The 24,984-nt window shown below is 59.6% G+C and carries 24 protein-coding genes; 14 read left to right on the forward strand and 10 right to left on the reverse strand.

The window, feature by feature from the left end; genetic code table 11:
- Nucleotides 1-17: 17 nt before the first annotated feature.
- From rsfS to BMY54_RS16535, 11 genes are all read left to right on the forward strand, one after another.
- Nucleotides 18-512, forward strand: coding sequence for a ribosome silencing factor (gene rsfS / locus BMY54_RS16485; RefSeq protein ID WP_016986117.1), 495 nt, complete (start codon nt 18-20; stop codon nt 510-512).
- A 9-nt stretch (nt 513-521) separates the two neighbouring features.
- Nucleotides 522-989 (forward strand): 23S rRNA (pseudouridine(1915)-N(3))-methyltransferase RlmH, encoded by a 468-nt coding sequence (rlmH, locus tag BMY54_RS16490; protein ID WP_003185785.1) that lies wholly within the window; start codon nt 522-524, stop codon nt 987-989.
- Between the two features lie 10 nt (nt 990-999).
- On the forward strand, nt 1,000-2,895 hold the full coding sequence (gene mrdA, locus BMY54_RS16495) for a penicillin-binding protein 2 (protein WP_093434576.1): 1,896 nt from the start codon (nt 1,000-1,002) through the stop codon (nt 2,893-2,895).
- A gap of 31 nt (nt 2,896-2,926) precedes the next feature.
- Complete coding sequence (gene rodA, locus BMY54_RS16500) at nt 2,927-4,030, forward strand: rod shape-determining protein RodA (protein ID WP_175559619.1); 1,104 nt, start codon at nt 2,927-2,929, stop codon at nt 4,028-4,030.
- Between the two features lie 17 nt (nt 4,031-4,047).
- Nucleotides 4,048-5,058, forward strand: a complete 1,011-nt coding sequence (gene mltB, locus BMY54_RS16505; RefSeq protein WP_093434581.1) for a lytic murein transglycosylase B — start codon at nt 4,048-4,050, stop codon at nt 5,056-5,058.
- Nucleotides 5,058-6,068, forward strand: coding sequence for a septal ring lytic transglycosylase RlpA family protein (locus BMY54_RS16510; RefSeq protein ID WP_093434584.1), 1,011 nt, complete (start codon nt 5,058-5,060; stop codon nt 6,066-6,068). The genes mltB and BMY54_RS16510 overlap by 1 nt, the downstream gene beginning before the upstream one ends.
- 187 nt (nt 6,069-6,255) lie before the next feature.
- Entirely contained in the window at nt 6,256-7,413 is a 1,158-nt protein-coding gene (locus BMY54_RS16515; protein WP_038361911.1) for a D-alanyl-D-alanine carboxypeptidase family protein, read from the forward strand.
- Nucleotides 7,414-7,498: 85 nt separating this feature from the next.
- Entirely contained in the window at nt 7,499-7,774 is a 276-nt protein-coding gene (locus BMY54_RS16520; RefSeq protein ID WP_008087908.1) for a DUF493 domain-containing protein, read from the forward strand.
- The gene (lipB, locus tag BMY54_RS16525) at nt 7,774-8,421 is read left to right on the forward strand and encodes a lipoyl(octanoyl) transferase LipB (protein WP_093434586.1); all 648 of its coding nucleotides are present in this window, start codon (nt 7,774-7,776) and stop codon (nt 8,419-8,421) included. Before BMY54_RS16520 ends, lipB begins: the two co-directional genes overlap by 1 nt.
- A 25-nt stretch (nt 8,422-8,446) precedes the next feature.
- Entirely contained in the window at nt 8,447-9,445 is a 999-nt protein-coding gene (gene lipA / locus BMY54_RS16530; protein ID WP_167394918.1) for a lipoyl synthase, read from the forward strand.
- A 173-nt stretch (nt 9,446-9,618) separates the two neighbouring features.
- Nucleotides 9,619-10,569 carry a S66 peptidase family protein gene (locus tag BMY54_RS16535; RefSeq protein WP_093434592.1) on the forward strand — a complete coding sequence of 317 codons (951 nt, stop codon included), beginning with the start codon at nt 9,619-9,621 and terminating at the stop codon, nt 10,567-10,569.
- A gap of 125 nt (nt 10,570-10,694) precedes the next feature.
- Here BMY54_RS16535 and BMY54_RS16540 read toward each other — a convergent pair whose 3' ends face one another.
- Nucleotides 10,695-12,017, reverse strand: a complete 1,323-nt coding sequence (locus BMY54_RS16540) for a lytic murein transglycosylase (protein WP_093434595.1) — start codon at nt 12,015-12,017, stop codon at nt 10,695-10,697.
- A gap of 241 nt (nt 12,018-12,258) precedes the next feature.
- Between BMY54_RS16540 and BMY54_RS16545 the strand changes: the two genes are divergently transcribed.
- Nucleotides 12,259-13,191: a hypothetical protein gene (locus BMY54_RS16545; protein WP_093434598.1), complete on the forward strand. Its 933-nt coding sequence runs from the start codon at nt 12,259-12,261 to the stop codon at nt 13,189-13,191.
- 51 nt (nt 13,192-13,242) lie between these two features.
- On the opposite strand, the gene arfA is transcribed toward BMY54_RS16545, so the two are convergent.
- The 4 genes from arfA to leuS all read right to left on the reverse strand — a co-directional run bounded on the left by arfA (nt 13,243) and on the right by leuS (nt 17,967).
- The gene (gene arfA / locus BMY54_RS16550; RefSeq protein WP_016986126.1) at nt 13,243-13,407 is read right to left on the reverse strand and encodes an alternative ribosome rescue factor ArfA; all 165 of its coding nucleotides are present in this window, start codon (nt 13,405-13,407) and stop codon (nt 13,243-13,245) included.
- A 183-nt stretch (nt 13,408-13,590) separates the two neighbouring features.
- Nucleotides 13,591-14,628 carry a DNA polymerase III subunit delta gene (gene holA / locus BMY54_RS16555; RefSeq protein WP_093434601.1) on the reverse strand — a complete coding sequence of 346 codons (1,038 nt, stop codon included), beginning with the start codon at nt 14,626-14,628 and terminating at the stop codon, nt 13,591-13,593.
- Nucleotides 14,629-14,667: 39 nt separating this feature from the next.
- A complete protein-coding gene (lptE, locus tag BMY54_RS16560) occupies nt 14,668-15,273 on the reverse strand; it encodes an LPS-assembly lipoprotein LptE (protein WP_093434604.1) in 606 nt (201 codons plus the stop codon).
- A gap of 87 nt (nt 15,274-15,360) precedes the next feature.
- Nucleotides 15,361-17,967 carry a leucine--tRNA ligase gene (leuS, locus tag BMY54_RS16565; protein WP_093434607.1) on the reverse strand — a complete coding sequence of 869 codons (2,607 nt, stop codon included), beginning with the start codon at nt 17,965-17,967 and terminating at the stop codon, nt 15,361-15,363.
- Between the two features lie 255 nt (nt 17,968-18,222).
- Between leuS and BMY54_RS16570 the strand changes: the two genes are divergently transcribed.
- Nucleotides 18,223-18,546 (forward strand): hypothetical protein, encoded by a 324-nt coding sequence (locus BMY54_RS16570; RefSeq protein WP_093434610.1) that lies wholly within the window; start codon nt 18,223-18,225, stop codon nt 18,544-18,546.
- Between the two features lie 104 nt (nt 18,547-18,650).
- On the forward strand, nt 18,651-19,412 hold the full coding sequence (locus BMY54_RS16575) for a YdcF family protein (RefSeq protein ID WP_093434613.1): 762 nt from the start codon (nt 18,651-18,653) through the stop codon (nt 19,410-19,412).
- A gap of 83 nt (nt 19,413-19,495) precedes the next feature.
- Here the strand turns inward: BMY54_RS16575 and lnt are convergent, their stop codons facing one another.
- From lnt to miaB, 5 genes are all read right to left on the reverse strand, one after another.
- Nucleotides 19,496-21,019: an apolipoprotein N-acyltransferase gene (gene lnt, locus BMY54_RS16580; protein WP_093434616.1), complete on the reverse strand. Its 1,524-nt coding sequence runs from the start codon at nt 21,017-21,019 to the stop codon at nt 19,496-19,498.
- 17 nt (nt 21,020-21,036) lie between these two features.
- Nucleotides 21,037-21,876: an HlyC/CorC family transporter gene (locus BMY54_RS16585; RefSeq protein WP_007909641.1), complete on the reverse strand. Its 840-nt coding sequence runs from the start codon at nt 21,874-21,876 to the stop codon at nt 21,037-21,039.
- A 5-nt stretch (nt 21,877-21,881) separates the two neighbouring features.
- Nucleotides 21,882-22,376, reverse strand: coding sequence for an rRNA maturation RNase YbeY (ybeY, locus tag BMY54_RS16590; RefSeq protein ID WP_093434619.1), 495 nt, complete (start codon nt 22,374-22,376; stop codon nt 21,882-21,884).
- Nucleotides 22,369-23,367 carry a PhoH family protein gene (locus tag BMY54_RS16595; RefSeq protein ID WP_093434622.1) on the reverse strand — a complete coding sequence of 333 codons (999 nt, stop codon included), beginning with the start codon at nt 23,365-23,367 and terminating at the stop codon, nt 22,369-22,371. The genes ybeY and BMY54_RS16595 overlap by 8 nt, the downstream gene beginning before the upstream one ends.
- A gap of 193 nt (nt 23,368-23,560) precedes the next feature.
- Entirely contained in the window at nt 23,561-24,889 is a 1,329-nt protein-coding gene (gene miaB, locus BMY54_RS16600) for a tRNA (N6-isopentenyl adenosine(37)-C2)-methylthiotransferase MiaB (RefSeq protein ID WP_093434625.1), read from the reverse strand.
- Nucleotides 24,890-24,984 lie beyond the last annotated feature (95 nt).

Consider the following 24,984-nt stretch of genomic DNA (forward strand, 5'->3'; position numbering starts at 1 on the left):
AGCAAAACGAGTTTTATATGACTGACAAAGACCAAACCAAAGTAAAGCGCAAAGGCACATTCAAGAGCGCCCCGCTGCCAGAGCCGGTCAACACCAATGAGCCGCTGAAAGGCGACGAGCTGGTCAAGCTGGCCGTGGCTGCCCTGGAAGACGTCAAGGCACAAGACATCCAGATCATCGATGTTCGCGACAAGCAGAGCATCACTGACTACATGATCATCGCCACCGGTACTTCCAACCGCCAGATCAACGCGATGCTCGACAAGGTTCGCGAAGAAGTCAAAAAGCAGGGCGCCAAGCCGCTGGGCGAAGAAGGCAAGGGCGACAGTGACTGGGTGCTGCTCGACCTGGACCTGGTGATCGTGCACATGATGACCGCCTCGGCACGTCAGTTCTACGACCTGGAACGCCTGTGGGCCGGTGCCGAGCAAAGCCGCGCGGCCGACGCCAAGCATCACAGCCCGGAAAACACCCACGAGCATTTCACCAAGCTCAACAAAGACCAGCTGTAAGGGATTGCTGTGCGACTGCGCCTGATCGCCGTCGGTTCACGCATGCCCAAGTGGGTGGAAGAAGGCTGGCATGAATATGCCAAGCGTCTTCCGTCCGAGCTGGCGCTGGAACTGGTGGAAATACCGCTCAATACCCGTGGCAAGAATGCCGACGTGGCCCGATTCATCCGCCAGGAAGGCGAAGCCATGCTGGCCAAGGTCGGGCCGAACGAGCGGATCGTCACGCTGGAAGTCCACGGCAAACCCTGGAGCACCGAGCAGTTGGCGGTCGAACTCGACCGTTGGCGGCTGGATTCGCGCACGGTCAATTTCATGGTCGGTGGCCCGGAAGGGCTGGCGCCTGAAGTCTGCGCCCGTGCCGATCAGCGCTGGTCGTTGTCGCCGCTGACGTTGCCGCACCCGTTGGTGCGGATCCTGATCGGCGAACAGTTGTATCGTGCCTGGACCGTGTTGTCCGGTCACCCTTACCACAAGTAATCCAGCCCACATGTCTCAGCCGATCCGCATCAAGGACCACGAAAAGGACGCACGCCTGGTGCGTAGCCGCGTCGTGTTCGGGGCCATTGCGATCATGTTGCTGATCGGCGTGTTGATCGCGCGGCTGTATTACTTGCAGGTGATCCAGTACGAGTACCACTCGACGCTCTCGGAAAACAACCGTGTCCATGTGCAGCCAATTCCACCGACCCGTGGGTTGATTTTCGACCGCAACGGCGTGGTGGTGGCGGACAACCGTCCAAGCTTCAGCCTGAGCATGACCCGCGAGCGCTCCGGCGACTGGCAGCAAGTGCTCGACGTCATCGTCGAAGTGCTGGAGCTGACGCCTGAGGACCGGGTGATCTTCGAGAAACGCATGCGTCAGGGGCGCCGACCGTTCGAGCCGGTGCCGATCCTGTTCGAGCTGACCGAGGAGCAGATCGCCCGGATTGCGGTGAACCAGTTCCGGCTGCCCGGCGTAGAAGTGGTGGCGCAGCTGGTTCGTCACTATCCGCAGGGCGCGCACTTTGCGCACTCGGTCGGCTACATGGGGCGGATCAACGAGAAAGAGCTGAAGACCCTCGATCCGGTCAACTACAGCGGCACCCACCACATTGGCAAGACCGGCATCGAGCGTTTCTACGAGCCGGAATTGCACGGTCAGGTCGGTTACGAAGAAGTCGAAACCAACGCCCGCGGCCGCGTCTTGCGCGTGCTCAAGCGCACTGATCCGATTCCCGGCAAGGACATTGTTCTGAGCCTGGACATCAAGTTGCAGGAAGCCGCGGAGGCTGCGCTCGGTGGACGTCGTGGTGCGGTAGTTGCGCTCGATCCGAAGACCGGCGAAGTGCTGGCGATGGTCAGTCAGCCGAGTTTCGACCCGAACCTGTTCGTCACCGGGATCAGCTTCAAGGCCTATGCCGAGTTGCGTGATTCCATCGACCGGCCGCTCTTCAACCGCGTGTTGCGCGGTCTGTACCCGCCGGGCTCGACGATCAAACCGGCGGTGGCAATTGCTGGCCTTGATTCCGGTGTGGTCACTGCGTCGAGCCGGGTATTCGACCCTGGCTACTACATGCTGCCCAACTATGACCACAAGTACCGTAACTGGAACCGTACCGGTGACGGTTTCGTCGACCTCGACACGGCGATCATGCGGTCCAACGACACCTACTTCTATGACCTGGCCCACAAGCTCGGCATCGATCGGCTGTCGGCCTACATGAACAAGTTCGGCATCGGCCAGAAGGTCTCGCTGGACATGTTCGAAGAATCCCCAGGTCTGATGCCGTCCCGCGAGTGGAAGCGGGCGACGCGCAAGCAGGCGTGGTTCCCCGGCGAAACCCTGATCCTCGGGATCGGCCAGGGCTACATGCAATCGACTCCGCTGCAGTTGGCACAAGCCACAGCGCTGGTGGCCAACAAAGGCGTGTGGAACCGTCCGCACCTGGCCAAATCCCTCGAAGGGGTGAAGCCGGTGGATGAAAACCCGATGCCGGACATTGTCCTGCGTGATCCGTCGGACTGGACCAAGGTCAACCACGGCATGCAGCAGGTCATGCACGGTGCCCGTGGTACCGCGCGCAAAGCGGCGATCGGCGCGCAATACCGCATCGCCGGCAAGTCGGGTACCGCGCAGGTCGTGGCGATCAAACAGGGCGAGAAGTACGACCGTTCCAAGGTTCAGGAGCGCCACCGCGACCACGCCTTGTTCGTCGGTTTTGCTCCGGCCGACGATCCACGCATCGTCGTATCGGTGATGGTCGAGAACGGTGAGTCCGGTTCCGGCGTTGCCGCGCCGGTGGTGCGCCAGGTCATGGATGCCTGGCTGCTCGATCAGGACGGACGTTTGAAGGCCGAATACGCCAGCCCAATCAGTGCGGAGGCTACGGCCCGTGATGAATAACTTTGATCGCATGCTCTCCAGTGAGGATGTGATGCGTCGCCGCGCGACGCTGCTGCAAAGACTGCATATCGATGGCCCGTTGTTGATCCTGCTGCTGATCCTCGCCGCCGGCAGCCTGTTCGTGCTGTATTCGGCCAGTGGCAAAAGCTGGGATCTGCTGGCCAAACAGGCCACTTCGTTCGGTATCGGTCTGGTGTCGATGATCGTCATCGCCCAGTTCGAACCGCGTTTCATGGCCCGTTGGGTACCGCTCGGTTATGTGATTGGCGTGGTGCTGCTGATGGTGGTGGACATCATGGGCCACAACGCCATGGGCGCGACGCGCTGGATCAACATCCCCGGGGTGATCCGCTTCCAGCCTTCGGAGTTCATGAAGATCCTGATGCCGGCGACCATCGCCTGGTATCTGTCCAAGCGCACGTTGCCGCCGCAACTCAAGCATGTCGGCATCAGCCTGATGCTGATCGGTGTGCCGTTCATCCTGATCGTCCGTCAGCCTGACCTCGGCACTTCGCTGCTGATCCTTGCCGGTGGCGCGTTCGTACTGTTCATGGGCGGTTTGCGCTGGCGCTGGATTCTCAGCGTGCTGGCGGCGGCGATCCCGGTGTCGGTGGCGATGTGGTTTTTCATCATGCACGACTACCAGAAGCAGCGAATCCTGACCTTCCTCGACCCGGAAAGCGATCCGCTCGGCACCGGCTGGAACATCATTCAGTCGAAAGCCGCGATCGGTTCCGGCGGCGTGTTCGGCAAGGGCTGGCTGCTCGGCACCCAGTCGCACCTGGACTTCCTGCCGGAAAGCCACACCGACTTCATCATTGCCGTACTCGGCGAAGAGTTCGGTCTGGTCGGTATCTGCGCGCTGTTGCTGATCTATCTGTTGCTGATTGGCCGGGGGCTGGTGATTACCGCTCAAGCCCAGACGCTGTTCGGCAAATTGCTCGCCGGCGCGTTGACCATGACGTTTTTTGTTTACGTTTTCGTCAACATCGGTATGGTCAGTGGCCTGTTGCCGGTTGTAGGGGTGCCGTTGCCGTTCATTAGCTACGGAGGAACTTCGCTGGTGACGCTGCTGTCAGCGTTTGGGGTTTTGATGTCGATCCATACCCATCGCAAGTGGATCGCACAGGTTTGAATAAGGTGAAGAGTTCAATGCAAGTTATGCGTGGCTGGGCGACTCGATGCGCGCCATTGGTAGGCCTGATGGGCCTGCTGGGCAGCGTGCAGGAAGCGCTGGCCGGCGAATACGAAGGCTCGCCGCAGGTGGCCGAGTTCGTCGGTGAAATGACCCGCGACTACGGTTTTGCTGGTGAGCAGCTGATGGCGGTGTTCCGCGAAGCTCAGCGCAAGCAGGCGATTCTCGACGCCATTTCCAGGCCTGCCGAGCGGGTCAAACAGTGGAAAGAATACCGTCCGATGTTCATCACCGACGCGCGTATCGCCCGTGGTGTGGACTTCTGGCGTCAGCACGAGGCCACCCTGGCCCGGGCCGAGCAGGAATACGGCGTGCCGGCACAAGTCATCGTGTCGATCATCGGCGTTGAAACCTTTTTCGGGCGTAATACCGGTAATTACCGGGTGATCGATGCCTTGTCGACGCTCGGTTTCGACTATCCTCCCCGTGCCGAATTTTTCCGCAAGGAACTGCGTGAGTTCCTGCTGCTGGCGCGTGAAGAGCAGGTCGATCCATTGACCCTCAAAGGCTCGTACGCCGGGGCCATGGGCCTGCCGCAGTTCATGCCGAGCAGCTTTCGCGCTTACGCGGTGGATTTCGACGGTGACGGCCACATCAATATCTGGAACAACCCGGATGATGCGATCGGCAGCGTCGCGAGCTATTTCAAGCGTCACGGCTGGGTCGCCGGTGAGCCGGTGGTCAGCCGTGCCGATGTCCGCGGCGAGCAGGTCGATGAAGGCCTGACCACCGGCATTGAGCCGACGAAAACCGTTGGAGAGTTGCGGGCGCTGGGCTGGTCAAGTCATGATGCGCTGCGCGATGATATGCCGGTTACTGCATTTCGCCTCGAAGGCGACAACGGCCCTGAATACTGGATGGGCCTGAAGAATTTCTACGCGATCACGCGTTATAACCGCAGCGTGATGTACGCCATGGCCGTACATCAACTGTCTGAACAGCTGGTACAAGCACGGGGCGTCAAGTAATGCGGGCATTGCCTAACAATAAACCCCTGAAGCTGGTGGCATTCGCTGCGTTGGCGGTGCTGGTCGCCAGTTGCTCGACCAGCCGTTCGCCGACTCAGAAAACCACCACGACCGCTGTGCGTGCCCAGCCGGGCCTGGACATCAACCGTGCGCATAAAGATGGCGCGCCGTGGTGGGACGTCGATGTGTCGCGCATCCCGGACGCCACGCCGACCCTGCACACCGGTCCGTACAAGGCCAACCCGTACACGGTGCTGGGCAAGACCTACTTCCCGCTGCAGGAATCGAAGACCTACGTGGCTTCGGGCACGGCGTCCTGGTACGGCACCAAGTTTCACGGTCAGAACACGGCCAACGGCGAGGTCTACGACCTTTACGGCATGAGTGCCGCCCACAAGACATTGCCACTGCCAAGTTACGTTCGGGTGACCAACCTGGACAACAACAAGAGCGTGATCCTGCGGGTCAACGACCGTGGGCCGTTCTATTCCGACCGTATCATCGACCTGTCCTATGCTGCGGCGAAGAAGCTCGGTTATGCCGAAATCGGCACCGCGCGGGTCAAGGTCGAAGGCATCGATCCTCAGCAATGGTGGGCCGCCAAGGGCCGTCCGGCGCCTTTGATGCTCAACGAGCCGCAAGTCGCGCAGAATAGCGCCCCGGTGATCACGGCCTCGGCCGGCACCGTCGAGCAATGGACGCCACCACCGCAGCAACATGCCTCCGACACCGTCCCTGTGCCGATGAGTGCAAAAAAAAACGCTTCTGCACCAGCGTCTGGCCAGTATCTGCAGGTGGGCGCGTTCGCCAACCCGGACGCTGCAGAACTGCTGAGGTCGAAGCTCAGCGGGATGGTGAGCGCTCCGGTGTTCATCAGCTCGATCGTGCGCAATCAACAGACCCTGCACCGGGTTCGCCTGGGGCCGATCGGCTCGCCGGGTGAAATTGCCCAGGTGCAGAACAGCGTGCGCCTGGCCAACCTTGGTTCGCCAAGTGTGGTCACCGAGTAATACGTAGAACTTGATTGACGGTTCACTTGCGGTATCGGGGGGTGAACCAGGTTGTTGGCTCGTCGAAGAACAAAAGCCCGGCAAGGGTGACTGGAGTGAGCAACTGAACACGCGATGACTCGTTAGAAAGTCATCTGATTAAATTTTGTCCGCAAGGACAGTTTCCATTAGCGATTTCGAGAGACGGATGAACATCACCACCTTTGCCAAACGCCTGTGTCTGCTAGTCCCGCTGCTCCTCTCGCCAGCCGCCTTCGCGGCCGAGATGATGCCGTCGCCACCGCAACTGGCTGCCAAGGCCTACGTTCTGATGGATGCCAGCAGCGGCAACGTACTGGTCGAGAACAATGGCGACCAGCGTCTGCCACCGGCCAGCCTGACCAAGCTGATGACCGCTTACATCGCGACTCTGGAAATCCGTCGCGGCCAGATCGGTGAAAACGATCCGGTGACCGTCAGCGAAAACGCCTGGCGCACCGGCGGTTCGCGGATGTTCATCAAAGTCGGCTCGCAGGTAACTGTCAGCGACCTGCTGCACGGCATCATCATCCAGTCCGGCAACGACGCCAGCGTGGCGCTGTCCGAGCACATCGCCGGCAGCGAAGACGCGTTCGCCGACCTGATGAACAAGACTGTGACTGATCTGGGCATGACCAACTCCCACTTCATGAACCCGACCGGTCTGCCAAACCCGGAGCACTACTCGTCGGCTCACGACATGGCGATCCTGGCCCGTGCGATCATCCACGAAGACCCGGCTCACTACGCGATCTACTCGCAGAAAGAGTTCTTCTGGAACGGCATCAAGCAGCCTAACCGCAACCTGCTGCTGTGGCGCGACAAGACCGTTGACGGTCTGAAAACCGGTCACACCGACGAAGCCGGCTACTGCATGGTGTCCTCGGCTGTACGTGACGGCCAGCGTCTGATCGCCGTGGTGTTCGGCACCAACAGCGAAGTGGCACGAGCCGCTGAGACCCAGAAGCTGCTGACTTACGGTTTCCGCTTCTTCGAAACCCAGACCTTCTATCAGAAGGGCACCGAACTGGCTCAGGCCCCGGTGTGGAAAGGCACCACCAATCAAGTCAAGGCCGGCCTGGCTGAAGACCTGACCATGACCCTGCCAAAAGGCCAGCTGAAAAAGCTTGCTGCGAGCATGACCATGAACCCGCAACTGACCGCGCCAATCGCCAAGGGCGACGTGATCGGTAAAGTCGAAGTCAAACTGGAAGACAAGGTCGTGCACAGCGCTGACCTGATCGCTCTGGATGGCGTCGAGGAGGGTGGTATCTTCCGCCGCATGTGGGATAGCATCCGTCTATTCTTCTACGGCTTGTTCAACTGATTTGTGTTGACCTGCATGGCCCCGCCCCGATCTGGTGCGGGGCCATGCGCGTTATCACGGCTTGCGCTCAAGAGGCCGTTACGCCATGACCGATACCGAAGTAAAGGCGCCAAAGATCGAATTTCCCCAGGTTGATTATCCGGTTAAGGTAATCAGCGACACGGGGGTTGGCCACAAAGACAAGATCATCGAAATCGTGAAGAAATTCGCGAAGATCAATGATGAGCGTGTCGACGAGCGTTCGAGCAGCAACGGCAAATACACCACCATTCAGTTACACATCGTCGCGACCGATCAGGATCAGCTGTACAACATCAACAGCGAACTGCGGGCGACCGGCTTCGTGCACATGGTGTTGTGATGTCGGGCACGCTGGGCTTTCGTGAGCTCGGCCAGATGGCTTACGAGCCGGTCTGGCATGCCATGCAACGCTTCACCAACGAACGCGGCAGCGATGCCGCCGACGAAATCTGGCTCGTCGAGCACCCACCGGTGTTCACTCAAGGCCAGGCCGGCAAGGCCGAACACTTGTTGCTTCCGGGAGATATTCCGGTGGTGCAGGTCGATCGCGGCGGGCAGGTGACTTATCATGGCCCCGGCCAGTTGGTCGCCTACCTGTTGCTGGATGTACGCAAGCTGGGTTTCGGCGTGCGCGATCTGGTCAGCCGCATGGAGCTTTGCCTGATTGAACTGCTGGCCAGCTACGGCGTAATCGCTGCCGCCAAGCCAGATGCTCCCGGCGTCTATGTCGATGGAGCGAAAATCGCTTCTCTGGGTTTGCGGATTCGCCACGGTTGTTCCTTTCATGGCCTGGCCCTGAACGTGGATATGAACCTGGAACCGTTTCGACGGATAAATCCCTGCGGCTATGCCGGGCTGGCGATGACCCAGCTGAGCGATCACGCAGGATCGATTGAATTTGCCGAGGTAAGTGCCCGGCTGCGCGCGCAGCTCGTCAAACACCTCGACTATGCTGAGCAGACGACCCTGACGGGCGGAATCGACTGATATGACTACTGATGCAGTGCAAACCATGATCCCGACGCTCGACGTGACCGAGCGCCCGGCCCCGCGTCCCAAGGTAGAAGCCGGCGTCAAGCTGCGCGGCGCCGAGAAGGTTGCACGCATCCCGGTAAAGATCATTCCGACCACCGAACTGCCGAAGAAACCTGACTGGATTCGCGTGCGCATCCCGGTTTCGCCGGAAGTCGACCGGATCAAGAGCCTGCTGCGCAAACACAAGCTGCACAGCGTCTGCGAAGAAGCGTCTTGCCCGAACCTCGGCGAGTGCTTCTCCGGCGGCACCGCGACCTTCATGATCATGGGTGACATCTGCACCCGTCGTTGCCCGTTCTGCGACGTCGGCCACGGTCGTCCGAAGCCACTGGACGTCAACGAGCCGCAAAGCCTGGCCATCGCCATTGCCGACCTCAAGCTCAAGTACGTGGTGATCACCTCGGTTGACCGCGACGACCTGCGTGACGGCGGTGCCCAGCACTTTGCCGACTGCATCCGCGAAATCCGCAAACTGTCGCCGAACGTGCAGCTGGAAACCCTGGTTCCGGACTACCGTGGCCGCATGGACGTCGCGCTGGAAATCACCGCGGCCGAGCCGCCGGATGTGTTCAACCACAATCTGGAAACCGTGCCGCGCCTCTACAAGGCAGCGCGTCCGGGTTCGGATTACCAGTGGTCGCTGACCTTGCTGCAACGCTTCAAGCAGATGATGCCGCATATTCCGACCAAATCCGGCTTGATGCTGGGTCTGGGTGAGACCGACGAGGAAGTCATCGAAGTCATGAAGCGCATGCGCGAACATGACATCGACATGCTGACCCTCGGCCAGTACCTGCAACCGTCCCGTAGTCACTTGCCGGTGCAGCGCTTTGTGCACCCGGACACCTTCGCCTGGTTCGCCGAGGAAGGTTACAAGATGGGCTTCAAAAACGTTGCCTCGGGGCCGCTGGTGCGTTCTTCATACCACGCCGACGAGCAAGCGAAGCTGGTCAAGGCTGAGCTGCTGGGTTCCTGATCCGGCGCTGAATGAAAAAATGCCCGCCGAGGTTTTAACGCCCGGCGGGCATTTTTTTGCCCGGATTACCTTCGCTGCTGATTTTTCCTTCAATCCACGGCGTGGCTGACCCTCTTCTGTTTGCCGCCGTACCTGACTACTGTGTGTGCATGACTTCACAGGGAGATCCAAGGATGACCGTTCGACCGACTCACACACTTTGTCCACACAGAGCCGTGCCCGCACTGCCTTCAGAGGGGCTGGTCGGTGTTATTGCACCTGCCGGTCCCGGTGCTCTGGACACCGACAAGGCGGTGCAATGGATGCGCGCCCGTGGCTATGGGCTGAAGGTGTTTCCCGGTGTCTATGAAAAGGACGGCTATCTGGCCGGCAGTGACGACGTGCGTTTGCGCGATCTGCATGCGGCGTTCGCTGATCCCGAGGTCGATGCCATCATTTGCCTGCGCGGCGGCTACGGCACGCCGCGCTTGCTCGACCGGATCGATTACGACCTGCTGAGCCGCCATGCCAAGCCATTCGTTGGCTACAGCGATATCACCGCGCTGCACCTGGCCATCGGTCGTTACGCAGGATTCGTGACCTTCCACGGGCCGCTGCTCAACGCCGACTTGTTGGGCGACAAGGAGCCGCCGACGGTCACTTCATTCTTCGCCATGCTGCGCGGGCAATTGAAGGCGGGAAGTGTGCTGAGCCATCCGGTGGCTTATCCGTTGACCACGGTCGAACCCGGTATCGCCCACGGTCGCTTGCTTGGCGGCAATCTGGCGATGATTGCATCGACGTTGGGTACGCCATACGAGATTGATGTCGAAGGGGTGATTCTGCTGATCGAAGACGTCAACGAGCCGCTATATCGTATTGACCGGTTGCTGACCCAGATGCGTCTGGCCGGCAAGTTGGCAAAATTGCGAGGTGTGCTGGTCGGGGACGTGGCGGGGGTGGAAGTCGCGGCACTGAACCGATTGCTCAAGCAGACTTTCGAGCCATTGCGGATTCCGGTGTTATCGGGGTGGCGTAGCGGGCATTGCGATCCGAACCTGACACTGCCGATGGGGGCGCTGGTGCGGCTGGATGCCGGGAAGCAGGAATTGATGCTGGAGCAGGATGTGGTGATCAAGGCTTAGAAGTCGGTTGCCTGACAGTCAGTCTTCGCGAGCAAGCTCGCTCCCACAGGGTTCTGTGAATGACAGATATCCAATGTGGGAGCGAGCTTGCTCGCGAAGGCGCCATCAGCCATACAAACTGACCACTACTGGGAACGCAGGCTTTCCAGCAGTTTATGCGTCGGATAACCATCCGCCGGCCAGCCAAATGACTGCTGGGCACTGCGAATCGCCTTGCGCGTATTGGCGCCAATAATCCCGTCCGCCGTGCCGGCATCGTAATTGCGTGCACTCAGCAGGGTCTGCAACTCCATACGCTCGGTGCGGCTCAGCGGCAGGTCATCTTTTGGCCAACTGCCGTTGATCAAGCCGCCACCGCTGAAACGCTCGGACAACAGGCTCACTGCCAGCGCGTACGACGAGGAGTTGTTGTACTTGAGAATCGCACGGAAGTTGTCGAGGATCAGGAACGCCGGCCCACGATAACCAGCCGGCAGCAGCAGGGCGGCAGACAGCTGTTCAGAGCCTGCTGGCACCTGACCGCCATTCGGCAGAGTCACGCCCAACTGACGCCATTCGGCGACACTCTTGCGAATCGCGCCATCAGCCAGGGTGTAGTTGAAGCTGCTCGGCAGCTGCACTTCAAACCCCCACGGCTGGCCACGTTGCCAGCCGGAGCTTTGCAGGTAATGCGCAGTTGAGGCCAGCGCATCGGCAGGACTGCCCCAGATATCGCGGCGACCGTCACCGTCGAAATCCACTGCGTGAGTGTTGTAAGTGGTCGGAATGAACTGGGTCTGCCCCATGGCGCCAGCCCACGAGCCGAGCATCTTCTCTGGCGTGATGTCACCCTGTTGCAGGATCTGCAGCGCAGCGATCAATTGCGCATGAGCAAAGCCCGGCCGACGGCCTTCGTAAGCGAGGGTGGCCAGCGAGTTGATCACCGACTTGCTGCCCTGAAACTGGCCGAAGTTGCTTTCCATGCCCCACACCGACACCAGCGCCTGACGGTCAACGCCATAACGCTGTTCGATGCTTTGCAGGATGTCGGCGTACTGACTGATCAGTGCCTGACCTTTACGGACGCGCAGTGGCGAGAGGGCGCCATCGAGGTATTCCCACACTGGCCGGGAGAACTCCGGTTGACTGCGGTCGGCCCGAATCACGCTGGCGTCGAAGCTGACATTGGCGAACGCGCGATCGAACAGCTCCGCGCGAATTCCGGCGGCCAGGGCATCCTTGCGGAAACCGGCCTGCCATTCAGCGAAGGTTTGAGTCGGTTGCAGGTCGAGAGGGTCGGCGGACGGCACTACCGGCGGGATAATCGCTGGGGCCGTGGCGACAGGGGCAGCTTGAAGGGGTTGCGCATCGGCGGCGGTGGGTTTTTCCGCGCAGGCGACAAGCAGAATGAAGCTGGAGGCAGCGATCAATTGGCGAACAGGCCAACGACGGGAAAGACTTGGGGGCATGCACAGTTCCAGGAAAACGAATCAGGTGCAGACCTTAACATGCCTGCTGAATGAATCGGCTGCCCAGCCAGAAATTGCATTGTCACGCACAGCCGGACTGAGAATCGTAGCCCCTTTTTCTTGCCCACTCAACTGTCAGTTCTAACAGCTGTTCTATGGATATTTTCAAGCGTTTAATCCTCCTGGTATCGCGCATCTTCAGCCGTCGCGCGTCTCATCTCTCTAGGATGCAGGTGCTCAAATGAAAAGGTTCTCAACAATACTGTTGCTCGCATTGATGGCCGGATGCTCCTCCTCCAATACCCTTGAAAAACAGCATGAGCATTCTGATGGCGCCGCAGTGGAGGTTGGCGCCTCGGCCAATGCTGTCAGTGGAGCACAGTTGGCAGTGGAGTTGGAAAAACGTTATCGAGATACACGTGACAATTGTGGCGCCGCGTCGAAACCTGCTTTCCTGTGTTCCGGGTTGCTGGTGCGTGGCACGGAGCCATCCACGCAGTTCGATGCCTGGAACCCGAGCCCGACGTCAGTTGCCAACGGTGGAGTATCGTTCACCTATTTGCGATCGGATTACAAAGTCAAACGCCTCGCTTATACCTATGACAGTGGATTGATCTTTTATCCCATCCTGAGCACGCCACCGGGCAAACAGCTCATAGAGATTTTGTGTTTCTTTCCGGTTGATGGTTCATCAAATGCTCGTCCCAATGGAGGTTGTGCGGCTCATCCCAGATACCCGGTAGCCAGTAAAAGCTGCGAGGAACAGAATCCGATAATTGACACGGCGGCCAAGTGGGCGAGCAAGTATCGAAACGACGCTGCTAGCGGCAATAAATTTGAGTCAATGTGTTCATTTAATGTGCGTGACTCTGTCAATAACCAAGCAGCTGGACGGTTTCTGGAAGGTATGCGTGCTGGCCGGCTGGTTTCTCCAGATGCATTCAACACACCCAACGACACGAAGCTTAAAACCTGGGCGCAGAACATCCCGGGCCAATTGCCGATTGAAGCCTTTTTTTACACCAAGCCAACTGGTCTGGCGGGGGCACAACTTTACCAGCGGCGTTTCCGGGCACTGACAGGGGTGACAATTCCGATCATTTACATCCCGCTGCCACAAACACTTGAGCAATCAGCGTCATTTATCTTTAAGGCGACAGACCAGACTCAATAACAGAAGACAAGAAGCCGGAACGAGGGAAGGGAGGAGGGAAAAGGGTGAATTTCAGGCAGCCAGAAAGTAAGAAGCCTCCCAGCTGTCAGACTGGAAGGCTTCGCGGCGGTAGCTGCCTTTACCCTTGGTTGGTCGTTCCTGACGACTGCGGAACAGGGGCTGGGCGACGATGGATTTGGCCTTGTTGGGGCCATGTTTCGATGGCTTTTTGCTCATGAGGGTTCTCTCGATTGAGTGGGTTTTGCGGGGGAAATAATCTGCCGATGTCAGGCGTCTGTCCAGTCTCTGTTGTGTAGGAATGTTCTGGCGCTTTCGCGAGCAAGCTCGCTCCCACATTTGGAATGCATTCCAATGTGGGAACGAGCTTGCTCGCGAATGGCCGTTATGCGGTAGAGCAGGTTATTCGGCGGGGAGTGTCAGACGTTGGCCAGCCATCAACAACGCCAAGCGGCTCAGGCTCATCCACGGTGAGCCGGCAGCCTGACCTTTGATCTGCGCATCGATACGCTGCGCCTCAAGCAACAACTGTGCCCAGCGTTGCGCCGAGTAGCGTTGCAGGGCTTTGCTCATCAAAGGTTTGCGCTTGTCCCAGACCGGCGGCTTCGCCTGGCTGAAACACTTGTCCAGCGGCGTACCCTGGCTGTATTGCAACGAAATATTAGCCAGCAAGCGCAGCTCCCGCGCCAGCGCCCAGAGAATCACCGGCGGTTCGACACCTTCACCGCGCAAGCCTTCAAGCATGCGCAAAGCGTGAGCCGGTTCGCCGTTGAGCACGGCATCGGTCAGGCCGAACACGTCGAACCGCGCACTGTCGGCCACGGCGGCCTGCACGGTTTCAACGGTGATCTGCCCACCTTCGGCCATCAATTTGAGCTTTTCGATTTCCTGCGCGGCAGCGAGCAAGTTGCCTTCGACGCGTGCAGCAATCAGTTCGACCGCGTCCTGGCTGGCCGATAAACCAGCCTGAGACAAGCGCTGACGAATCCAGCTCGGCAACTGATTGGCGTCCACCGGCCAGATCTGGATGAACTGGGTCTGCTGGCCTTCCACCAGCGCCTTGCCCCACTTGGTCTTCTGCGCGCTGCCATCCATCTTCGGCAGGCTGATCAGCAGCACCGTGTCTTCAGCGGGACGCGAGCAGTATTCGATGAATGCAGCGGCGCCTTTGTCACCGGGTTTGCCCGAGGGCAGGCGCAGTTCCAGCAGGCGCTTTTCGGCGAACAACGACATGCTGGCGCCGGCCTGCAACAACGTGCCCCAATCGAAATTGGCGTCGGCGGCGAAGACCTGGCGTTCATCAAAACCTTGCTGACGCGCAGCGCTGCGGATGGCGTCGGCGGCTTCCTGGCACAGCAGCGGGTCATCGCCGCTGATGATGTAGACAGGCGCCAAAGCACCTTGCAGGTGTTTACCGAGTTGGGCGGGAGCGAGCTTCATAAGAAATGCCGAACGGGGCGCCTGAGCGCCCCGAACGTCTTACTGCTGCGGTATTTCGAGCGGCGACTGGCGCGGGGTTTCCGCTTCAGCCTTTTGTGCCGCTTGCAGCGCATCGGCTTCTGCCTTGGCGCGGTCATTGGCGGCTTGCTGCAGCTGCTGCAGTTGACCCGGGGTCAGTTGCTGCAGACGCAACATCATGCGTTGGACCAGTTCGCGAGTGGTTTCGCGACGGGCGTCGTTGGCTTCCTGATCGGAGCCCACGAGGTTGTTACCGTCGTGAATAAACACTTTCTGAACTTCAAGTTTGTCGCTGAGCAGTTGCAGGTTCTTGTCGCCACGGATCTCGTAGTTCAGAACAGTACTGACTTGATACTCGCCCGTACGACCGGCACCGGCGTAGCTGAGGATGCGCTGGCTCTCTTGCTGGTCAGCCAGGAACAGCTTGTACGGAGCACCGCTGTAAACCTTGACGCCGCTCGACTCCAGCACCTGGCGCAGTTGCGTGACCGTCTCGCCGTAGGCGTTACGGGCGCTCAGGTCGAGTTCCTTGATCGACAGTTCGTTGGTGCCGGTACCGCGCAGCTGGAAACCGCAGGCGCTCAACAGAACGGCGAGGCCCATCACCAGCAGATTGCGTTTGATCATTGTGTTGCTCCCCTTGAAACCACGTGGGCCGACTGTACGGCCCGAAAGGTTTTACTTGGCGCCAGGCGAGCCTGACGCCCGATCCAATTAGCTGGCGACGATGTTGACCAGTTTCCCCGGCACAACGATCACTTTACGAATAGTCAGGCCGTCGACGAAACGCAGTACGTTTTCGTTGGCGCGGGCTGCTGCTTCAACTTCTTCGCGGGTCGCGCTGGCCGGCATTTCGATCTGGCCGCGCAGTTTGCCGTTGACCTGGATGACCAGGGTCAGGCTGTCCTGCACCAAAGCGCTTTCATCCACTGCCGGCCAGCCGGCGTCGATGACTGCATCGGCGTGACCCAGCTGGTTCCACAGTTCGTGGCTGATGTGCGGCGTGATTGGTGCCAGCAACAGCGTCACGGCTTCCAGACCTTCGTGAATCAGCGCGCGATCCTGCTCGGTGCTTTGCGCGGCTTTTTCCAGCACGTTCATCAGCGTCATTACCTGGGCGATGGCGGTGTTGAATTTGTGGTTCTGGCCGACGTCGTGGCTGGCCTGCTTGATGGCCACGTGAATGGCGCGGCGCACGGCCTTCTGTTCGTCATTCAGGCTGGCGATGTCCAGCTTGCCCGGCAAGCCCTGAGTGACGTGGGCTTGCGCCAGACGCCAGACGCGCTTGAGGAAACGGTGCGAACCTTCGACGCCGGAGTCGGACCATTCGGCGCTCATGTCAGGTGGCGAAGCGAACATCATGAACAGGCGGCAGGTGTCGGCGCCGAACTGATCGATCATCGACTGTGGGTCAACGCCGTTGTTCTTCGATTTGGCCATCTTCTCGGTGCCGCCGATTTCTACCGGCAGACCGTCGGACTTCAGTTTGGCGCTGATGACCTTGGCTTTGCTGTCGCGCTCGAGTTCTACGTCCGCCGGGTTGAACCAGGTGTAGGCACCATTGGCTTCGCGACGGTAGTAAGTCTCGGCGATCACCATGCCTTGGGTCAGCAGGTTCTTGAACGGCTCGTTGGAGCTGACCAGACCTTCGTCACGCATCAGCTTGTGGAAGAAGCGTGCATAGAGCAGGTGCAGAATGGCGTGTTCGATACCACCGATGTACTGATCGACCGGCAGCCAGTGGTCAGCGGCGGATTTTTCCACCAGACCGCCTTCAAAGTGCGGCGAGGCGTAACGGGCGTAGTACCACGACGACTCGACGAACGTATCCATGGTGTCGGTTTCACGCTTGGCAGGCTGGTCGCATTTCGGGCAGCTGCACTCGTAAAACTCAGGCATGCGCGCCAGCGGCGAACCGGCGCCGTCTGGAACCACATCTTCCGGCAGGACCACAGGCAGTTGATCTTCCGGCACCGGCACGTCACCGCATGCATCGCAGTGGATGATCGGGATCGGGCAGCCCCAGTAGCGCTGGCGGCTGATGCCCCAGTCGCGCAGGCGGAACTGGGTGCGCGAGGCGCCCAGTTCTTTCTTGATCAGGGCCACTTCAATGGCGTCGAACGCGCCAGCGAAGTCGAGGCCGTCGAATTCGCCAGAGTTGATCAGCGTACCGTGCTCGCCATAGGCGTCTTGCCACGGGGCCGGGTTACTGTCGCCAGAGCTGGTACGCACTACCGATTTCACCGGCAGGTTGTACTTGTGAGCGAATTCGAAATCGCGCTCGTCGTGCGCCGGTACAGCCATGACTGCGCCGTCGCCGTAGTGCATCAGCACGTAGTTGGCGACCCAGACCGGGAGTTTTTCACCGGTCAGCGGGTGCTCGACGAACAGGCCGGTCGGCAGGCCTTTCTTCTCTTGCGTGGCGACGTCGGCTTCGGCGACGCTGCCGCCCTTGCATTCAGCGATGAACGCTTGCAGCTCAGGGTTGTTCTGCGCTGCCTGGGTCGCCAGTGGATGCTCGGCAGCCACGGCGACATAGGTCGCGCCCATCAGGGTGTCCGGACGGGTAGTGAAGACTTTCAGGGTGCCGGCTTCGCCAATCGAGTCGACGTTGTACGGGAACTGCACTTCCATGCCGCGGGATTTGCCGATCCAGTTGCGCTGCATGGTCTTGACCTGTTCAGGCCAGCCAGTCAGTTCGTCGAGGCTCTCCAGCAGCTCATCCGCGTAGGCGGTGATCTTGAAGTAGTACATCGGGATTTCGCGCTTTTCGATCAGCGCGCCGGAACGCCAGCCGCGACCGTCGATCACCTGTTCGTTAGCGAGAACGGTCTGGTCGATCGGGTCCCAGTTCACGGTGCCGTTTTTACGGTAGATCACGCCTTTTTCGAACAGGCGAGTGAACAGCCATTGTTCCCAGCGGTAGTAATCCGGTTTGCAGGTGGTGACTTCGCGCGACCAGTCGACCGCCAGACCCAGGCTGCGCAGCTGGGTTTTCATGTAGGCGATGTTTTCGTAGGTCCACTTGGCCGGCGCGACGTTGTTCTTCATCGCGGCGTTTTCTGCCGGCATGCCGAACGCGTCCCAACCCATAGGTTGCAGAACGTTCTTGCCGAGCATGCGCTGGTAGCGGGAGATCACGTCGCCGATGGTGTAGTTGCGCACGTGCCCCATGTGTAGCTTGCCGCTGGGGTAAGGGAACATCGACAGGCAGTAGTAGGTTTCCTTGCCTGGCTGTTCACTGACTTCAAAGGACTTTTGCTCGTCCCAGAACGACTGGGCGGCGGCTTCGATTTCACGGGGCTGATATTGTTCGTGCATGGCTACTTTTGTACTGGATAGGGGTGGCCTAATCCTCTTCAACGCAGGTGCCGGGGTTGGCCCGGACGAGCTGGAAGTGGAATTACAGGAAGCGCCGTAGCATACATGACCGCGCTCGGCCTAGGGAAACCCTGATTACAGCTGTTTGTCCCGGCAAATCCGTGGCGAGGGCCGTTGGTCGCGGCGTGCAGCCGGTTTGTGCAGCGAAGCTAAGCTCTAACTGGGGAGTGAGTCTTATCTTCAATGAGGTGAGGGATGGTGGAGCAACGGCAAAAAAACGTGACGAAACCCGAGTTGTACGAAAGATTGATCGATCGTCTTGGTATGGCCCTGGACGCATTAAAAACCGCTGACCGGCTGCGCGACGAGCGCCCCCTGGAACTGGAATTGCGTGGCTTGAGCCCCGCCGAGTTCAAACTGGTCAAGGCCTATCTGGATCGCAGTGAACGTGAAACGCACGGATGCTTGTCACAGGCAGTGAAGCAACTCGATGCAGCACATTCGGCCAAGGTCATCTGGCTCAAGGACAAGGCGCCCGGCAGAGACACCGTCAAGATTCGCTCTGTACAGGCCAAGTAAGCGCATGGCAGGTCAAGAACCGGATCTTTTTCAACAGGATCCCACCTATTGGTTGTAACGCTTTATTAACACTCTTAGGCTTCGGGCATCTGTGGAGATGCTCGATGCCTTTTCGTTATTTCATCAAACAACTTTTGTTACCACCCGGCATTCTTTTGCTGCTGTTGCTGGTCGCTTGGTGGCTGCGCCGCTCACGGCCGCGCCTGGCTGGATTGTGTTTTGCCATTGGCTTTGGCGGAATGTGGCTGATGAGCCTGCCGGTGGTCGTGCAGTGGGGCGCGAAAGCTCTGGAACGCGAGCCACCGCTGGCCCGTGAAGAGTGGGCGACGTTGGCGCAGCGCGCTGACGCGATTGTGGTGCTGGGTTCCGGCCGCGAGCGCGGTGATCTGGCCTGGGGAGAGGATCAGCCGACCGGCGTGGGCCTTGAGCGTCAGCGGTATGCGGCTCGACTGGCGAAGGCATCCGGTTTGCCGATTTTGACCACGGGTGGCCTGCATTATGGTACGCCGCCGACCGAGGCGAACTTGATGGCGGATTCATTGCGCGACGATTTTGGCGTGACCGTGCGCTGGCAGGAAGGCGAGAGCCGCACTACGTGGGAGAATGCGAAGTTCACGGCCGATATCTTGTTGCCGCAGGGGATCAAGCGCGTGGTCGTGGTGACGCAGGCCTGGCACATGCCGCGATCGGTATGGAGTTTTCAACAGGCGGGTTTTGAAGTGGTGCCGGCCCCGGTCGGATTTCTCGGAACCGATAACGCGAGACCGTTTGGTGGCTGGCTGCCGGAGTTCAAGTCGATCTGGCAGAGCGGGCAGTTGTTGAATGAAGCGGTGGGGCAGGTGGGGTATTCGCTGTTTTACCGCTGAAGATCAAAAGATCGCAGCCTGCGGCAGCTCCTTGGGAAAATACAAATTCCGTGTAGGAGCTGCCGCAGGCTGCGATCTTTGCTTTAAAGCGTTTTCGACATCCGGCTGGCCATCAGTGCCCAGCCAAACAGCAGCAAGCACAGGATGATCAATGGCCACGAGCGCCATTGCAGATACGGCGTCAGGTTGTGCATCGGCACCACTTCGCCGTAGAGGATGCCCTGTTCAAACTGCGGAATCTGCTCGGTGATCTGCCCGAACGGGTTGATCAGTCCGGTCACACCGTTGTTGGTTGCACGAATCATCCAACGCCCAGCCTCAAGCGCACGCATCTGCGCCATCTGCAAATGCTGCAGCGGGCCAATCGAGGTGCCGAACCAGGTATCGTTGCTGATCGTCAGCAGCAAATCACTGCGCGCCGACAGGCTGGCGGCGAATTCCGGATAGACCACCTCGTAGCAGATGAACGGTGCGATCTGATAACCCTTGGCCTGCAACAACGCCTGATCGGCCGGGCCACGGGCAAAGTCGGACATTGGCAGGTCGAAGAAGGCGATCAGCCCGCGCAATACATCCTGCAGTGGCACGTATTCGCCGAAGGGCACCAGTTTCTGCTTCAGGTAGGTGCCATCGCCTTCGCCCACCACGGTGATGCCATTGAAGAAGCGTTTTTCGTGACGAACGGTTTCGCGGATCGGTACGCCAGTGATCAGCGCCGATTTACGCTCGGCGGCGAAGGTACCCATCATGGTCAGGTAGCCCTCGGCGGACTCCTTCAATACTGGCACGGCGGTTTCCGGCCAGATCAGCAGGTCCACCGGTTTCGAGCGGAAGCTCAAATCGCGATACAAAGCCAACTGCGCGTTGAGCTCAGCCGGATCCCATTTCATGCTTTGCGCGACGTTGCCCTGAATCGCGGCAACACTCAGCGGCGCGCCGGAGGGGCTGGTCCAGGCATGGCCCTTGAGCGCAATGCCGGCCACCCAAGGGCCAACCAGCAGCACCAAACCTGCGGCAACAAAACCTTTGCGGCCGGTTTGCAGCAGGCGTGGGGCGTTGTAGATCAGTGCTGCGGTCAGTGCCAGAACAAACGACACCAGCCACATGCCACCCACTGGAGCGAGTCCGGCCAATGGGCCATCGAGCTGGCTGTAACCCGAGTACAACCACGGGAAACCAGTGAGGAACCAGCCGCGAAACGCTTCCTGGCCGACCCACAACGCAGCAAACGCCAAGGCATCGGCCAGCGGAGCCTCGTTACGGCGCAACCAGCGCGCCCACAGCCAGGCCGGCAGGGCAAAGAACCAGGCGATCGCCGCGGTAAACAGCAGCATCAGGAATCCGGCCAACAGCACCGAAGCGCCGCCGAAATGGTGGATGCTGTAATAGATCCAACTGGTGCCGGCACCAAACAGGCCGAAACCGAAGCACCAGCCACGGCCCAGTGCCTGACGCGGACTCAGCTCGCGCAAACCGGCATAGAACAAGCCGACCGCCAGCAAAGCCAGCGGCCAGATATTGAACGGTGCCAGAGCGAAAGTGGTGATTGCACCGGCCGCCACGGCCAGCAGGTTACCGGGCCAGCCGGGGCGGGTTGTCCAGCGCATTTCAGTCCTTAGATTTCTTACCGGGCGATAGGGGTCAGTCGCAGCAAATGAATCCGACGGCTGTCGGCGTTCAGGATGCGGAAACGATAGGCGCCGATTTCAGTGATTTCGTTGCGTTTTGGCAAGTGCCCGAACGCGCTCATCACCAGGCCGCCGACAGTGTCGAACTCGTCATCGGAGAACTCGCTGTCGAAGAACTCGTTGAAGTTCTCGATTGGGGTCAGGGCCTTGATCAGGAAGTCACCGCTGGGCAGCGGCTTGATGTAGCTGTCTTCTTCGACGTCGTGTTCGTCTTCGATGTCGCCGACGATCTGTTCCAGCACGTCTTCAATCGTTACCAGACCGGCCACGCCGCCGTATTCGTCGATGACGATGGCCATGTGGTTGTGGTTGGCGCGGAATTCTCGCAGCAACACGTTCAGGCGCTTGGACTCCGGCACGAAGGTGGCCGGGCGCAGCAGATCCTTGATGTTGAAGCTGTCGCCGTTCTCCTTGAGGATCAGCGGCAACAAATCCTTGGCCAGCAGCACACCCATCACGTCGTCATGGCTTTCGCCGATCACCGGATAGCGCGAGTGGGCCGAATCGACCACGGCCGGGAGGAATTCACGGGGTGTCTGGGTCGCCTTGATGCTGATCATCTGCGAACGCGGCACCATGATGTCGCGTACTTGCAGGTCAGCCACCTGAATGGCGCCTTCGACGATGGCCAGCGCTTCGCTGTCCAGCAGTTTGTTCTGATGTGCATCACGCAGCAGCTCGAGGAGCTCCTGACGGTTCTTCGGCTCGTGGGCAAAAGCCTGGGTCAGTTTACCCAGCCATGACTTCTGCCCGTTGCTCGATCGATCTTCGCTCATAGCGATTACTCTGAATCCTTTGTTGTAACGATAGGGGATGTTTCGGGTTCGTCTTCCGCGTACGGATCGGGATAGCCCAGTTCAGCAAGCAACTCGCGTTCCAGTGCTTCCATTTCTTCGGCTTCTTCGTCATCTATATGGTCGTAACCAAGCAGATGCAAGCAGCCGTGAATGACCAGATGTGCCCAGTGGGCCTTTAGTTCCTTGCCTTGTTCGGCGGCTTCGCGCTCGACCACGGCCACGCAGATCACCAGATCGCCGAGCAGCGGGATGTCGAGAAACTCGTCAGGCACTTCAGCCGGGAACGACAGGACGTTGGTCGCGTAATCCTTGTGGCGCCAGGTGTGATTGAGCTCGCGGCCTTCTTCCTCGTCGACCAGACGAATGGTCATTTCCGAGTCGGCGGTGCGTTGGCGCAGGGCCAGTTCGCACCACAGGCGGAAGTCGGCCTCACTCGGCGCGTTCGCGTCAGTCGCGATTTGCAGGTCTAGCTCAAGCATTTCGCGAGGTGTCCTTGGGGGCATCGTCACGGTTTTCGAAGCGCTCGTAGGCTTCGACGATCCGCTGTACCAAAGGATGGCGCACGACGTCTTTAGGCTGGAAGTGCGTGAAGCTGATGCCCGGCACGTCTTTGAGCACTTCGATCACATGATGCAGGCCGGACTTGGTGCCACGCGGCAGGTCGACCTGGGTGATGTCACCGGTGATGACTGCGGTGGAGCCAAAGCCGATCCGGGTCAGGAACATCTTCATCTGTTCGACGGTGGTGTTCTGGCTTTCGTCGAGAATGATGAAGCTGTTATTCAGCGTGCGACCGCGCATGTAGGCCAGCGGCGCAACTTCAATCACCTGACGCTCGATCAGCTTGGCCACGTATTCAAAGCCGAGCATCTCGTAGAGCGCGTCGTAGAGCGGACGCAGGTACGGGTCGATCTTCTGCGACAGGTCGCCGGGCAGGAAGCCGAGTTTTTCACCCGCTTCAACCGCCGGACGCACCAGCAGGATGCGACGGATCTGCTCGCGCTCCAAGGCATCGACAGCGCAGGCCACGGCCAGATAGGTCTTGCCGGTACCGGCCGGACCGATGCCGAAGTTGATGTCGTTACCGAGGATTTCCTTCACGTAGCGCAGTTGATTCAAGCCGCGTGGGCGAATCATGCCTTTCTTGGTGCGCAGGGCGACAGAGGCTTCGGCGGGGGCGTGATTGTCCAGCTCGACCACGGCCGATTCCTGGAGGAACAGGTGCACGAGGTCCGGCGACAGCTCGGTACCTTTGGTTTCCCGGTACAGGCGGCGCAGCAGGTTTTCCGCAGACGTGGTGTGCTTGGGGTCGCCGATCAACTCGAACTGGTTTCCGCGGTTGCGGATCTCGATGGTCAGGCGCTGTTCGATCAAGCGCAAATGCTCGTCGAATTGCCCGCACAGATTGGCGAAGCGGCGAGCCTCAAAAGGCTCGAGGATAAAACGATGTGGTTCTATGGGTGCGTTCAAGGTCGTATTTAGCCGCCCTGGGGCAATTAAGATGAAATCAAGGATAACGCCAGAGGCCTGGGTGCGAAAGCTCTTAAATCACCACGGTTCATGTGGGAGCGAGCCTGCTCGCGAAGGCGGTCTGTCAGACACATGAATGTTTAATGTGTCGCAGCCTTCGCGAGCAGGCTCGCTCCCACAGGGAAATGCAGTGTTACTGGACCAGCGAGCCGCGCAGCGAGTGCGGTTGCGCCGCGTCGATGTGCACATCGGCGAACTGGCCGATCAGGGTCGGATTGTCGCAGCGGAAGTTGACGATTCGATTATTCTCGGTGCGCCCTTGCAGCTCGCCCGGGTCTTTCTTCGAATAGTCGGTGACCAGAATGCGCTGGATCGAGCCGACCATTTGTCGGCTGATCTCAAAGCCTTGCTGATTCAGGCGATGTTGCAGGGCGTTCAGGCGTTCCTTTTTCAACTCTTCCGGGGTCTCGTCGGCCAGATCGGCCGCCGGGGTACCTGGGCGCTGGCTGTAAACGAACGAGTAGGAGAAGTCGAAACCGACATCGGCAATCAGCTTCATCGTCTGTTCGAAGTCTTTCTCGGTCTCGCCGGGGAAGCCGACGATGAAGTCCGAACTGATACAGATGCCCGGCACCGCCGCACGCAGTTTGCGCAGCTTGGATTTGTACTCCAGCGCCGTGTGGTTGCGCTTCATCGCCGCGAGAATCCGGTCGGAACCCGACTGCACCGGCAAATGCAGATGCTTGACCAGTTCCGGGACGTCGGCGTGGGCCTGGATCAGGCTGTCGGAGAATTCCAGCGGGTGCGAAGTGGTGTAGCGAATGCGGTCGATGCCGTCGATGGCGGCGACGACGCGGATCAGCTCGGCGAGATCAGCCAGACGACCGTCATGGGTCGTACCGCGATAGCCGTTGACGTTCTGCCCCAGCAGCGTCACTTCACGCACGCCGTTTTCGGCGAGGTGAATGACTTCGGCGACCACGTCATCGAACGGCCGGCTGACTTCTTCGCCACGGGTGTAAGGCACCACGCAGAACGTGCAGTACTTGCTGCAACCTTCCATCACCGACACGTAAGCGCTCGGGCCATCGATGCGCGGTTCGGGCAAATGGTCGAATTTTTCGATTTCCGGGAACGAGACGTCGACTTGCGGCAGCTTGGTGATGCGCGCGGCGTCGATCATTTCTGGCAGGCGGTGCAGGGTCTGCGGGCCGAAGACCACGTCGACGTACGGCGCGCGATCACGAATCGCCGCGCCTTCCTGGCTGGCCACGCAACCGCCGACAGCGATCACCATTTCCGGGTTGGCCAGTTTCAGTTCGCGCCAGCGGCCGAGCTGCGAATACACGCGATCCTGGGCGCGCTCGCGGATCGAGCAGGTGTTGAGCAGAATCACGTCGGCGTCTTCGGCACGCGCGGTGACTTCCAGGGCCTGATGTTCACCCAGCAGATCGACCATGCGCGAGCTGTCGTACTCGTTCATCTGGCAACCGTGGGTTTCGATGTAAAGCTTCTTGGCCATGGATTAGGGTCATCACGTGATTCAAAGAACCGCGCATTATAGGGAACAAGCCTTCAGGTTCCTACCGCTGCGCGTCCAGTGGCTATGCTATAGTT

Origin of the sequence: Pseudomonas sp. ok266 (assembly GCF_900110195.1) — a bacterium.
GTDB lineage: Bacteria > Pseudomonadota > Gammaproteobacteria > Pseudomonadales > Pseudomonadaceae > Aquipseudomonas > Aquipseudomonas neuropathica.